Below are 14,593 nucleotides of genomic sequence, written 5' to 3' on the forward strand. Positions count from 1 at the left end.
AGTTACACATATATATAGTCGCTCATTACAGGCCAGAGTCGAAGTTCTATAATGGCATTATACACCTCATCAACACTTCTGGTATCTGAAATCTCAAACTGTTCATCACCCTTTTTTGTTTCATCTCCCAGATGCTCCCCTATTCCGACTGAAACACCTGCCGATATCTTGGTTGCGGCAATTTTAATCATATTATCACGAACCCTTGCACATTCTCTTGTAGATATGGTAATACTGGCAAATGGCATAAATATTCTGTATGCACATACAACCTGCAAAAGCTGTGCCTCATGTACGTCCATAGGATTTATTTTATCATTGTTGATTATAGGTCTGAGCCTTGGACATGAAAGTGCTATCTCGGCATGCGGATATTTTTTTTGTATAAGGTAGGCATGATAGCCTGTGGCAAGCGCATCCTTTCTAAAATCATCAAGCCCTAAAAGTGCCGCAAAACCTACGCCTCTCATACCGCCTATAACCGCTCTCTCCTGTGTATTAAAACGGTATGGAAATACTCTTTTATGCCCTTTAAGATGTAAAGTCTCATATTTATCCGAATTATATGTTTCCTGAAATACCGTTACATAATCAGCACCGCATCTGTGCAAATAATTATATTCATCTGAATTAAGCGGATACACTTCAAGTCCCACTACCTTAAAATATTGACGGGCAATCCTGCATGCCTGACCTATATATTCAACATCAGAGGCTTTTCTGCTCTCTCCTGTAAGAAGTAGTACCTCCTCAAGACCTGAAGCCGCTATATGCTCCATCTCCTTTTTAATCTGATCAGGATTAAGCTTTGCCCTGTTTATCTTATTATAACAGTTAAAACCGCAGTATATGCAGTAGTTTTCACAATAGTTTGCAAGATATAAAGGCGTAAATATATTTATTGAATTTCCGAAATACCTTTCCTTTGCCTTCCTTGCCTTTTTAGCAATATCTTCTAAAAAAAAGCCGGCAGCCGGTGAAAGCAGAGCTTCAAAATCAGACGGTGTACATATGTCATGGCTTAGTGCCTTTAAAACATCGGATTTTGTAAAGTTTTCAGGAGTATATGCTTTCATTCTCTCTATTACCCTGTCCTGAATATCGGAATTGATGATTTCCATATCGTCAAGATATTGCATATGATCGGTTCTCGCCTGTTTCTGATGCTCAAGTATGGTATCATTTAATATACTTACATTGACTTTTTCATTATTATTGCCGTTATCGTTTTTAGCCATAATTTCCTCCGATTAATATATAGTACATTACTCAAATTAATATATAAATTCCTCTAATTAATATAATAGCTCATTTAATTAATACATATGTTCCTTTAAATGTTATTTGCATTTATACAATTAATAATACGCATATCTACTCATGCAAAAAACCGGTAAGAGGTGATGAAGCTTCACCGCCATGCTCTCTGACTCTGCCGATACCTGCAAGATAGGCACTTCTTCCGGCTTCTATACCTTTTTTAAATGCCTCAGCCATCATAAGTATATCACCGGCAGTTGCTATGGCAGTATTTGCCATAACTGCCGCAGCCCCCATCTCCATAGCCTCACACGCCTGAGAGGGTCTGCCTATGCCTGCATCTACTATCACAGGCAAATCGACCTCATCTATTATTATCTTTATAAATTCCTTTGTGCATAATCCTTTATTTGAACCTATAGGAGCCCCCAGCGGCATAATTGCGGCAGCACCTGCCTCCACAAGGTCTCTTGCGGTATTAAGATCAGGATACATATACGGAAGCACTATAAAGCCCTCATCAGCCAGTATGGCAGAAGCTTTTACGGTTTCGGCATTATCGGGCAGCAGATATTTTGAATCTCTCATAATCTCTATTTTTACAAAATCTCCACAGCCTATTTCCCTTGAAAGTCTGGCTATACGCACCGCCTCATCTGCATTTCTTGCACCTGATGTATTCGGCAGCAATGTAATATCCTTAGGAATATACTCAAGTATATTCGCTTTTCCTCCTGCATTTGCCCTTCTGAGTGCAAGCGTGATAATCTCTGCACCGCCGCATCTTACAGCAGCCTCTATCAAATCAAGTGAATACTTTCCTGATCCAAGTATAAATCTTGAATTAAAACGTCTCCCTCCAAGTTCTAAAAAATCATCAGCATTCTTTTTTTGCACAGAGCCGTCCTTTACTCCTGCACATGCTTCTTCTTTCGTATTCATATTAGTCTCCTCTTAAAATTATATTTTATGATACAAGTGTCAAAAGTATAAAAATTCGATGCAAGCTTGCTTGCAATAGAATTTATTATCTTTTGACACCTATGTCATTTTATTTTTATATTTTATCCTGATATACTACAACCTTGTTTTTTATGCTTTATTCATTGTATTTTATACACTACGCCCCGGTCATACCTGTTAAAAGCCTAAGCACCATATTTGCCTGATGACATGCACATATTCCTACATGCGGTGCAAATAACTGCTGTCCGCTCTCAAGCCCGTTTTTACCGTCTCCGCATATATAAAATCTGTCATTTATTTTTCTTGTTATTATATCATTTCCGCTTCCAAGCCCTGCCATACCTGACGATGATATAAGAACCCCGCTCTTATAATATGTAAAGAATCCGTCAACAAATAATGCTTTTGACACTGCATCATCAAAGGCTTCACATACTATATTATCATTTTCAAATATATATTTGATATTGCATTTATCTATTTTTATGCTGTCAATTTTTATATCAAGGTAAGGATTTATCTCCTCTAATATCTCTAAAAGCGCCTCTGTTTTATATTTCCCAATATCACATAATCTATATTGCTGACGATTTAAATTGCTTAAATCCACTCTGTCAAAATCAATCAGATGCAGATGTCCCACACCTGCCCTTGCCAAGGCTGTGGCTATAACTGAACCGAGTCCTCCAAGTCCCACTACTGCCACTCTCCCTGATGATATCCTATCCTGCACAGCCTTAGTATGCCTTTTGCAAAGCGAAGCATAGATCTCATTATATGTGGGGATTTCATTTAAACTATTATTTTTTTGAATTTTATCCTTATCTTCACTGTCTTTCATATTTTTTTGTTTTATCCACCTCCTACAAAGGTTACAACCTCAAGCATATCATATTCACTAAGGATACAATTTTTATATCCTGATTTAGGAACTATATTTTTATTTAGCTCAACCGCCGTCCTTGCCATATCATATCCGCTTTCAGAGATATACTCAAAAAGGCTTATACCTCTCCTTACATCATATTTTTCCCCATTAACTGTAATTTCCATAATAATCCTCCTATCCGGTCAATATTTTCAACTGTTTTTAATATACATTTTTATAAAATATAAAAATAAAAAAGGTCCACAAAGAACGGTACCCTAGGTGGTGCCCCCCTTTATGAACCATATCTGCCTGACTTAAGCATACCGGCTTTTTAACGCCGCAGATTTATTCCGATACATATTTTAAATTATATATCTGTACTTGTCAAATTTTATTTTAATTAAAATTATATACAAAATCATCTAACAGTTCAGTCGGTATTATTAATTATATTGGAATATTTTAATCTTACTTAAAATTCTTTCTCAGTTTTATATAATATATCTAATACCTTGTTAATGCAGAATTGTATAACAGATGATACTGATTATCTTTTATTCACAATACCTTTACTTCCAATGTATGTTAACAGGAAGTACAGTCCGTAGATTAGTAATATAAAGATTGCTGTTGCTGATAAACTGAAACCAATATCTATTTTTCCAAAAAGCTTAATCACTTTATTAACAACTATAAGACCGATCACCGAATGGACTGCAGCAAGCAAAAGTGGTAATAAAAAATAACTGAGTATTTGTACAAATAGTGCATGGTTCAGCATGCCCTGCTCCACTCCGAGCTTGTTCAGAAGATCATATCGCTTAATATTGTCAGCTACTTCAGAGAGCTGCTGTATAGCAAGTATTGCCGCACAGGTAATCATGAAAACGGCACCGAGGTAGATGGCTAGAAATGATATACTCACTTTTGAAACAACAGAAGCGTCGTATAGCTGTTGCCTGCTGCTGTAATATATAAAAGCTCTTACTTGATCTGATTCAACATTATAATTATCAAGTAAAACACCAAATTCCCTTGCCGCCTCTTTGTTTACACAATTTATATTCAATACTTTTTTTCCTACATCCATCTTGCCGAGGAAAGAATCTGCAACTACAAAAGTTATACTTGCGTATTCGATATTTGACAAGACAAAATTTTCAGCGGGAGATAATGGTACAAGAGTATTTCCGGCAAAGTTAAGTTCTATACTTTTATCATAAAATTGTTCTGCCACATCTCGAGCCATTTCACGATCATATATTATAAGATAATTTTGCTCCGTTAATACAACTTTGCTCATTCCCTTCATTTGTCTTAGTGCATTGTAGTCTGAAATACTTATAAACTGCAAAGGAGTTTCTTCATATTTGAACAGTGTTTTAGGAAAATCAAGGCTATAGTCTCCGTATAGTGCTTTTCCATTTTTCATTTTACCTATACTATATTCATAGCTATTTGCCACCAGCTTACTGTCTGCTATATCAGACGGCAGTCGACCGGAAATTGTTCCTATATTTTCATCATCATTATAATTATAATCTACTAAACTATAATCATAGGGAAATGATGTGCGAATCTCATTGGATAAAAGGCTTTGCATGCTGTATCCGCTGGAGAAAATACTGATAACAAGAAACAGCAGCAGGCAGATAACCGATATTGAGATAAAATTTGTATTAATTTTACTCGAAAACTGGCGCAAAACAAAAATATTAATATTTTTGTAATAAAACCCTTTATTGTATTGCATGAACAGGACAATAAATCCTGACAAAGACATAAAAAACAAAACAGTGCCCAAAATCCCCAAAATAATTGATAGTAAGAACCATAAATTGATTTTGATGATTCCGTTTTTAAGAATAATTGTATATGCTGCTACAAGGCAGAGTAGTGAAAAAACAAATACTGCTGTAGAAATTTTCATACTCTTTATTCTCGGCATTTCATTTTTTCTTCCACCATAAATCAGATCAATCAACTTAAGCTTACTAATGGAAAATGTATTAAAGAGAATAACTGTAAGAAATATTATTCCGAAATAAATTATGCTCTTAACTGCAGCATTATAAGAAAAAATAAACCTGTATGAAGACAAGTCTGCCTCAAATAATTTTGCAGTAAAAATCGACATCATTTGAGAACCGAATACACCAAGTATCAGTCCTACAACCAATGCCATCAGTGCCATAATTGATGTTTCCAACATAAGAATAATAGAAATACCGCCTTTGTCCATACCAAGTGTCATGTATATTCCAAACTCTTTTTTTCTCCTCTTGATAAAGAAGTTATTGGCATATACTATCAGTAAACCCAGAATAACGGATACAAAAACAGAGAGATAGGACAATATTTTTTGTAATGCTCTCATAGCTGTCTCGGTTGCTTCGGTAACTGTTATAATCTCCTTCTGCGCATAGATTGAGTTAAACATATAAAATATTCCGACACCAAGAACCAGTGTAAATAAATATACCCCATAGTCTTTGATACTTTTTAAAGCATTTTTGAAAGCAAGTTTACTAAGCATTCAAGTCTCCTCCTAAAAGAGAGATAACTTCCATAATGCGGTCAAAAAATTCCTTTCGGCTATCTTTACCACGGATTATTTCATTAAATATCTTTCCATCTTTTATAAAAAGAATCCTTTTGCAATAGCTTGCTGTAAATGCATCATGTGTTACCATCATAATTGTTGCCTTAATCTCCTCATTAAGCTTACGAAAACTTTCCAGAAGCATACGTGCTGACTTTGAGTCCAGATTACCGGTAGGTTCGTCCGCCAAAACCATAGAAGGATTGGTAACAATGGCACGGGCGGAGGCTACACGTTGTTTCTGTCCTCCCGACATCTGATAAGGATACTTGGAAAGTACATCGGTTATATTTAAAAGTTTTGCCATATTTTGAATTTCGGAATCGATTTTATTTGCCGGAGTATGCAATATGGTAAGTGCAAGAGCAATATTTTCCGATGCTGTAAGAGTATCAAGTAAGTTGAAATCCTGAAATATAAAACCAAGCTTTTCACGGCGGAACTTAGAAAGTTGCGAGGGTTTAATAGTTGTTATATCACTTCCATCAAGATAGATACGTCCGGCTGTAGCACTGTCAATTGTGGATATACAATTTAACAGAGTGGTTTTTCCACTGCCTGATGCACCCATAATACCGATATACTCCCCTTCTTCCACTTCAAAGCTTATATCATCAATGGCACGAGTAATATTTCCTTTTCCACCATAGTATTTTTCAAGATGTTCGACCTTTAATATCGTTTTCATATTTTTCTCCATTTCTTTTTTATAATTATTGTACTGATAATTGAGGCAATTGCAAATATCCGGGCGTAGTAATAAAAATAAAAAAGAATAGAATAATATCAGTAGTTTTTTTCATAATTACCTCCAAAATTTTATTTATTATACCTATATAAAGCTTTACACTGCATACTTGCCGCCTGCTGCTGATGTACGCACTTTTTGCCGCTGTTTTAAGACCGGAAATGCTATATGCTGTACATCATGCCTCTTATCGGAGCTGATGACAGTAAAGAGTTTCAACATTATAAATCCAATTACGGCACCTAAAGTATTTAAAATCAGGTCATCAATATCAGTGCATCTACCAAAGAACGGCTGAATAAACTCAATCGTAAGTGATGAGATTATTGCAATAATAAAAATTGTTTTTAATTTACAGGAACGTAATAACATTGGAATCAAGATACCAATAGGAGCAAACATGATTAGATTCAGGGCAACCTGGTCAAGGTAAAAATTTTTACCTGTAAAAATCGGTTCCCACAGCCAAAAAAGCGGAATCAGATTTACATGTAGCTTATAGTATCTTAAAAAACCATGTGAGTGCCAAAGCATAGTAAAGTATAAAACTCCCATCACATAAATAGGAAGTACAAGAGCTGCCAGTATATTAAGTTTTTTATTTTCAAAATGTATAATGTTCATTTTTTACTCCTTTTCTTTTTGTTTTATGGGTATATTATAAGAATATGGGATAGCAACCGCCATTGATTTCTCTTACATAAAACGAACAAAAATGTAAGATAAAAATACCCTCCTTACCGTTTTGTCCGGTAAAGAGGGTACATATCATAAGAACATATAATAATAAGTGATATCAATTTTCCAGCAGTAATCGTGAATCTTTTGGAAACTTAATAGATATCACGGTTCCATTTTTAGAAAAAGCAGAAATTGAGAGATGCATTTTATTACAGAGTTGTTTACACAAATATAAACCTATGCCTGTTGACTTTGCATAGTTTCTTCCATTTGTTCCTGTAAAGCCTTTATCAAATATGCGTGTTAATTCATTTTCAGGAATACCGATACCATTATCTTCAAGAAAAAACAGGATACTGTCTTTCTCCTCCACTGCAGAAAATTTAAGCTTGAGAGTATTTTTTTTGTATTTTATGCTGTTAGTAATAAGCTGACCAAGAACGAATTCAAGCCATTTCGGATCGCCATACACCGTATGCGAAAGGTTATCAAAAGATGGTTCCGCCTTCACACCGATAAGCTGCTTTGAGTATTTTTTGAGAACTCCTTTTACCATAGTATCAAGATTAATTTCCCGAATAATATAATCTTTCTCAACATTGGTACTTCGTGCATAGTAAAGTGCCTGTTCCACATACCCCTCAATTCTTGAAAGTTCATCTTTTACGGAGAAAGCCATCTCTCCCTTATTATTTTCACAAATCAGATTAATACAGGATATGGGGAGTTTTATTTCATGAATCCATGTTTCAACATATTCTCTATATTCATTATTCATATGGCGATATATTGACAACTCATCGCTCATAGATTTACTCGCTTGTCTTATAACATCTGTTAGAATTGCACCTTCAGCAAATCCGGGTTCAGTTATGACGGAGGAAATATAAAACTTTTTTTCTAAACTATCCAGATTATTATACAACTGTGTATAAAAACTGTTTTTTTTAATGTATTCCAGAGCAAGACAGCCGGTGGTAATAGCAATAATGCACAGACATATAAAGATGTTTGCAGCAGCGTCAATATTAATTGCATTCAAAAGCAATGCAAGAAATAGTATTATTATCGTTTGTGATAATAAAAAAATCCATTTGTCTTTTAAAAATGTAGACAGTTTCATATCAGATACCCCATACCTCGCTTGGTAGAAATGAAATCTTTTACACCAATATCTTCAAGTTTTTTGCGCAGACGGTTCACATTAACAGTCAAAGTATTGTCGTCTACAAATTCGTCAGATTTCCACAATTCATCCATAAGCTCATCACGGGAAACAATTCTGCCGGCATTTTTATAAAGAACAGACAAAATCTTTATTTCATTCTTAGTGAGTTCTACACTACTGTTACAATAAGACACCACGCCTTTAGCCTGTAAAAAATTCACACCTTTGTACTCAATAGAGTCGGAAACGGTAGTGGCAGTGCTGCGCTTTAAAATAGAAGCGATACGTGCAAGCAGTATTTGAGTATTATAAGGCTTGGTAACAAAATCGTCCGCCCCAAGATTCATGCTCATCAGTTCATCCATATCGGTGTTACGACTGGTTACTACAATGATTGGTACTTCCGACTGCTTTCTAATCTCACGGCAAATAAAAAAACCGTCAAACTGTGGCAGGTTGATATCAAGAAGTATTAAATCAGGTGCCGCCTTTAAAACACATTGTGTAATGTTTTGCCAGTTTTCACTGTAATCACACTCATATCCATATGAGCCCAGCAGCTTTATAAGTTCTGTACGGAGGACTTTATCGTCCTCAATAATAAATATTTTCACTTTATTTTTATTCCTCCTAAGTAAATGCAAAAGGGTATTATTATAGAATTTATTTCTTCTTTTATTATGCCCCTATAAAGGATGAATGTAAATAGTGATATTGTCAATAATGATTGGCACATTTAGCACAAAGATATTTGGCTATGCCGCCTTATCCAAAGCATCATAATATTGTTTACGCTTAACAGCATGGAAGTTCTCAATTGGCAAAGCACATTCTTATGTTATTCCAGCGGCTAATGAGATATCTCCGGATGAGCACCCTGATTGCAATAATCTTTTATATTGATATAACATAACCATATCGGCTTTTTTATATGAATTATTATTTAATTTCACCCAGTGCTCTCTTTACCGCTTTTATTATGGCATCTGCACTTGTTGTCGCACCGCTTACCGAATCAACATCCGTACTCTGTTTTTCAAGAATTGACTGTATAACCTTGTCTCTTGCATCATAAAAATATTCTTCATCATCAACATGTTTGACTATCTTTATATCCTTTATCGCTCCCCCCTCAACAACCACACTTACAATAAGTTTCCCATTGTAGCCTATGGCACTTCCCTCATATTCACCATCCTTAAAACCTTTAGCTGTGCTTTGTATATCTTCCTGATCCGGCATATCCTTTTGATCACTGCCGGTATTTTCACTTACTTTATTTTGAGCCTTAGCCTTGCCTGCATCCGAATCTTCGGCAGTTTTTTCGTTTTTTGTACGTACATCACTATTAATACCGGCACTGCCGTATATATAAGTTGAGTATATACATACCCCAAGCATTAAAGCTGAAAATACTGCCGTACTGAGAACAGTCTTATTTTTTATATACGCAGGTGCATTAAAGTTTTTAATATCGGCTTCTCCCTTTAATACCTTGGCATTCGCTTTCTTTTTAATATATTTTATTACTCTCAAAGCTGCATATATACCGAAAATCAAGGTATAAATATATATGTCAACAAGATATGTAAGTTTTTTTGTAAAAAGCCCTCTTGAAAATATAAGAACTATATGTAAATATAAAAGTGCATAAAATATATAGGAAAGTCTCTGGAGCTTTTTCCAGTTCTTTCCCGACATCTTTTTTCTTACTGTATAAAACGAAGTAACTGTAAGGGGTACAAGAAGTATTATCATACATATTGAGAGCACTGCCGCAGCCGCTTCATAGGGCTTTAAAGCCGATATATCCGTAAATAAAAGCATAAAATACCTTTTTCCGTAAGATATATTATGTATTAAAGTAAACAAAGCGGCTATTATTGCCATCTCACCCCTTACTTTGCTTAATTTTATCCGGAGCTGCGATTTCGACGGAAGTACGGCTACATACATTACAATTATAAAAATCGCTCCCTGAAACACTCCTCTTACAAGTATTTTATTTATAAACATGACTACAGGTGCCGGCAGCATGTCGTGAGGCACAAATATAGTAAGTGCCGAGATAAGCACGGTAATAATATAAAATATTGATGCATGTTTTTTAATCTGTTTATTAAATGCTGTAAAAAACCATGTCAAACAAATCAGGCATAAAATAAGCTTCATAAAATCAAATACTGAAATCCTTTCATTTTCTTGCTTTATTTATAATATCAATTCGGGCTGCACATAACTGAAAAGTATATGCAGCCCGACCGGTATAATTAAATTATATTATATTCAATTTATAAGGCTTTTATTTAGCCTCTGCTTCAAACTCAACATCAGGATAACCGTCAGCTTTAAGTGTTACCTTATACTTTTGAGCAGATGCAAATACCTTCTCTGCACCTGAATCCGACTTGTACTCCGCATCAAGTTTGATGCTTCCATCCTCATTAAAGACGGTTTCGCCAAATTTTCTTCCTTTGCCGCCCTTATACTCAACATCTCCAACCTTTGCATAATTTATAGACTTGATATAGGTTGAAATATTAATTCCCTGAGAATTTTCCTTAAGAGAGAGTTTATTATCGCTGAAACTGAAATCATCAGCCTTTAAGCCCGACTCCAAAAGGCAGGTATATGAAAGATCGGCATATTTATCATTTGAGAATATAAGCTGATACTTACCGGGAGTACATTCCTTCGGAAGTACCAGAGTTCCCTCTTTTTTAGAATCAATCTCGGCAGAAACATCCTTCTTTCTGTAAACAGCTCTTTCAAAAGCATACTTCTGATCGCCGGTCTCAAGTTTATAATTTATAGAGGTACCCTCTTTATTGTAACTTACTTTTTCATCACCGCTAAGTTTATAGCTATCAGGTGTAAGCTCCTTACAGAAAAGTGAAGTCTCTATCTCAATATCATCAGTATCGGCAAGCATATAGGTTATCTTTGTAATGGTCTTTCCGGGTATATCCTTAAAACGTTCATATCCTTTAAGAGCATCATGATTGTCTTTAAACTCCTTTGCTGCAAATGCTATCTCATCGGCATGTGTCCATAAATTATCAAGATGCTTAAGACCGTATCTCTCACCGTCCGATGTCTCGATAATGGCACCCTGCATAATTTCAGGATCTATTTCAACATCTTTTATGGAAAGCTCATAATTTCCATAAGATGAGGTAGTTGTAATCTCTGCTTTAGCAGAAGCATTTTTCTCGGTCTTTCCTATTGTTTTACTTAAAGTTCCGTCAGAATTTATAACCTTATATTCTACAGGTGCTTTTTCATTCACTTCTTTAATTTCGGACACAAATTCTAAAAGCTTATTTTTTGATTCCTTTTTATCCTGTACAGCTTTTTGAGCTTCCTCATACAGATTTTTTGAAATCGCTATATTTACTTCCTTAGGACCGTAATACTCAGACTTATCTCCTTCTACTTTGGTATCTACCCCCTTAAAGTATTCAACTTTTCCTTTAGTAGGAGAGCTTACCGTATCATAAAAGCCTTCTTTTCTAAAGCCAGCTTTTTCAACTGCATCCTCTTTATCAAGCTGCGGTTCAAGCTTTTCCGGATTCTTTTCAGGTTCTATATCATTAAGCTCCCCGTAGTAGAAATCGGCATAAGGTACAGCTATCTTTGCATATACATAGTCCTGCGAAGCTGATGAGGTGTCAGAACTTTTATCCGCTTCCTTTGAGCCGCTTCCTGATTTCGAAGCCGATGAATTTTCTGAAGATACAGTATTTGAAGTACCGGACGAGCATGCCGTTATAATACCTGCTGCTAAAACTGCCGGCACGATACCGCACAATATTCTTTTTTTCATAATATATTTATATACTCCCTTTCTTGATTTTAAGACTCTTATAATACCTGATACTCTTGTACCATATAAAAGCCCCGGTCAGTCGGATACCGCAATAAGCTATATATAATAAATTTTATACAACGACCTGCATACTATTTACCGAATACAGATAATTGTATGCTCTACAGCCATATGTTAGGTTCCTCTAACGTGAGTACTATTATGTCATTAAATTTATTAATTGTCAAGTAATTGAATATAAATAAGACATATTATAAATCTCCAAATAAAATAACATACTATATAATCATATACAGTATGTTATCTTATTCTGCTCAATTTATTATTCTAAAAGTTACTTCATAAATAATTCAAGAAGCTTTCCGCCAAACTTACTGAACAGCGGTGCAAACACTAATGAAACTATTGTCATAAGTTTTATAAGTATATTTATGGAAGGTCCTGATGTATCCTTAAAAGGATCTCCTACGGTATCTCCCACTACTGCCGCCTTATGTGCATCGCTTCCTTTTCCGCCATGATGTCCTGTTTCTATATATTTTTTTGCATTGTCCCATGCACCTCCGGCATTTGACATAAATATAGCCATAAGAACACCTGTCAGGAGAGCACCTGCCAGCAAGCCTCCAAGAGCATCCGCTCCTATAATAACACCTACGATTATCGGTGCCGCAACTGCCATAATACCCGGTACAAGCATCTCGTGAAGCGCTGCAGTTGTAGATATACCTACACATGAAGTATAATCGGGTTTTGCTTCACCTTTCATAATGCCGGGATTTTCACGGAACTGACGTCTTACTTCCTCTATCATCTTATAGGCAGCTTTTGAAACTGATTCCATAGTAAAGGCTGTAAACAGGAAAGTAAGCATACCTCCTATAAACATACCTATAACCACATTTGTACTTAATATATCTATAGTTTCGAGTTTTACCGACTGTGAGTATGACACAAACAATGCAAGTGCTGTCAGTGCTGCCGAACCTATAGCAAATCCTTTTCCCATAGCAGCTGTAGTATTTCCAACAGAGTCAAGTTTATCAGTTATATCTCTCACAGAATCATCAAGCTCCGCCATCTCGGCTATACCTCCGGCATTGTCTGCAATAGGACCATACGCATCAACTGCTACGGTGATACCTGTAGTTGAAAGCATTCCTACCGCTGCAAGCGCTATACCGTAAAGACCGAAAGCATGAAAAGCAACAAAGATTCCTAAACATATAAGGAGTATAGGGATTGCAGTCGATCTCATACCCACCGCAAGTCCGCTTATAATTGTTGTAGCCGAACCTGTTTCGGACTGATCAGCTATCTTTTTAACAGGGTTATAATCGGCAGATGTATAAAATTCAGTTACATTTCCTATAATTACACCTACTACAAGACCTGCCAGCACTGCAATTGCAGCCTTCATATGCCCAAATATAAAGCCGCTGAAAACAAGTGCGCCTATTATTACTATGGCTGATGCTACATAGCTTCCTTTTGTAAGAGCTTTCTGAGGATTTGATTTTTCATCTGTCTTTACAAAAAATGTTCCAATTATTGAAGCTATAAGACCTGTGGCTGCTATTAAAAGCGGATATATAACCACTGCAAATTCAGATTTAAAGCCTTCAGCAACCTTCATAGTTTCTGCAGCTGCAAGACCAAGTGTCAGAGCGGAAACTAAAGAACCTACATAGGATTCAAAAAGATCGGCACCCATACCTGCGACATCACCTACATTGTCGCCTACATTATCAGCTATAACAGCCGGGTTTCTGGGATCATCTTCAGGGATTCCGCTTTCAACTTTACCTACAAGATCCGCACCTACATCGGCAGCCTTTGTATATATACCGCCTCCGACTCTCGCAAAAAGCGCTATGGATGAAGCACCAAGTCCGAAACCGAACAGTATGTCTACATTTTTTGTTGCTATATATACTAAGCTTACACCAAGTGTTCCAAGACCTGCAACACACATTCCCATAACCGCACCGCCTGAAAAAGCGATTGAAAGCGCTTTGTTTATACCTCCGCTTTTTGCCGCATTTGCAGTCCTTACATTAGCCTTAGTTGCTACCGTCATACCGCAATAGCCTGCAGCTGTTGAAAAAAGTGCCCCCAGTACAAAGCTTATTGCCGTAAACCAGTTGCCTATACCTATACCTATCAAAACAAATAAAACCACACCAAATACTGCAAGAATTCTGTATTCGGCACTTAAAAAGGCTCTAGCCCCTTCAGCTATAGCAGAGGATATTTCCTTCATCCTCTCAGTTCCTACATCTTCTTTTCCGACTTTTGATGCAAGGTATAATGCAAATAAAAGTGCTGCCACCGCTGCTGCCGGAACTAAATAAATAAGACTTTCCATTCCTTGGTCCTCCCTGAAAATTTAAATTCTGAAATTTATGTCGACCAGGATATTATACCTAAAAAATATGCTGCTTGCAATATGGAATTATAAAGCTTTT

The 14,593-nt window shown here is 36.0% G+C and carries 12 protein-coding genes; all 12 read right to left on the reverse strand.

What is annotated here, in order from left to right:
- Positions 1–2 precede the first annotated feature (2 nt).
- The 12 genes from thiH to HMPREF9333_RS06540 all read right to left on the reverse strand — a co-directional run bounded on the left by thiH (position 3) and on the right by HMPREF9333_RS06540 (position 14,493).
- Entirely contained in the window at positions 3–1,238 is a 1,236-nt protein-coding gene (gene thiH / locus HMPREF9333_RS06485; protein WP_005540745.1) for a 2-iminoacetate synthase ThiH, read from the reverse strand.
- 136 nt (positions 1,239–1,374) lie between these two features.
- Positions 1,375–2,202, reverse strand: a complete 828-nt coding sequence (locus HMPREF9333_RS06490) for a thiazole synthase (RefSeq protein ID WP_005540746.1) — start codon at positions 2,200–2,202, stop codon at positions 1,375–1,377.
- Between the two features lie 178 nt (positions 2,203–2,380).
- Entirely contained in the window at positions 2,381–3,067 is a 687-nt protein-coding gene (gene thiF, locus HMPREF9333_RS06495; RefSeq protein ID WP_005540747.1) for a sulfur carrier protein ThiS adenylyltransferase ThiF, read from the reverse strand.
- A gap of 11 nt (positions 3,068–3,078) precedes the next feature.
- Positions 3,079–3,279 (reverse strand): sulfur carrier protein ThiS, encoded by a 201-nt coding sequence (thiS, locus tag HMPREF9333_RS06500; protein ID WP_005540749.1) that lies wholly within the window; start codon positions 3,277–3,279, stop codon positions 3,079–3,081.
- 365 nt (positions 3,280–3,644) lie between these two features.
- Entirely contained in the window at positions 3,645–5,633 is a 1,989-nt protein-coding gene (locus HMPREF9333_RS06505) for an FtsX-like permease family protein (RefSeq protein ID WP_005540750.1), read from the reverse strand.
- Positions 5,626–6,387 carry an ABC transporter ATP-binding protein gene (locus HMPREF9333_RS06510; protein ID WP_005540751.1) on the reverse strand — a complete coding sequence of 254 codons (762 nt, stop codon included), beginning with the start codon at positions 6,385–6,387 and terminating at the stop codon, positions 5,626–5,628. Before HMPREF9333_RS06510 ends, HMPREF9333_RS06505 begins: the two co-directional genes overlap by 8 nt.
- Before the next feature lie 156 nt (positions 6,388–6,543).
- Entirely contained in the window at positions 6,544–7,071 is a 528-nt protein-coding gene (locus HMPREF9333_RS12250; RefSeq protein WP_005540752.1) for a VanZ family protein, read from the reverse strand.
- Between the two features lie 172 nt (positions 7,072–7,243).
- Entirely contained in the window at positions 7,244–8,251 is a 1,008-nt protein-coding gene (locus tag HMPREF9333_RS06520) for a sensor histidine kinase (protein WP_005540753.1), read from the reverse strand.
- On the reverse strand, positions 8,248–8,910 hold the full coding sequence (locus tag HMPREF9333_RS06525) for a response regulator transcription factor (RefSeq protein WP_005540758.1): 663 nt from the start codon (positions 8,908–8,910) through the stop codon (positions 8,248–8,250). The genes HMPREF9333_RS06520 and HMPREF9333_RS06525 overlap by 4 nt, the downstream gene beginning before the upstream one ends.
- Before the next feature lie 325 nt (positions 8,911–9,235).
- Positions 9,236–10,468, reverse strand: coding sequence for an FMN-binding protein (locus tag HMPREF9333_RS06530; protein WP_005540760.1), 1,233 nt, complete (start codon positions 10,466–10,468; stop codon positions 9,236–9,238).
- 130 nt (positions 10,469–10,598) lie between these two features.
- Positions 10,599–12,122: a hemoblobin-interacting domain-containing protein gene (locus HMPREF9333_RS06535; protein WP_005540762.1), complete on the reverse strand. Its 1,524-nt coding sequence runs from the start codon at positions 12,120–12,122 to the stop codon at positions 10,599–10,601.
- A 337-nt stretch (positions 12,123–12,459) separates the two neighbouring features.
- Entirely contained in the window at positions 12,460–14,493 is a 2,034-nt protein-coding gene (locus HMPREF9333_RS06540; protein WP_005540764.1) for a sodium-translocating pyrophosphatase, read from the reverse strand.
- Positions 14,494–14,593: the final 100 nt, after the last annotated feature.

Origin of the sequence: Johnsonella ignava ATCC 51276 (assembly GCF_000235445.1) — a bacterium.
GTDB lineage: Bacteria > Bacillota > Clostridia > Lachnospirales > Lachnospiraceae > Johnsonella > Johnsonella ignava.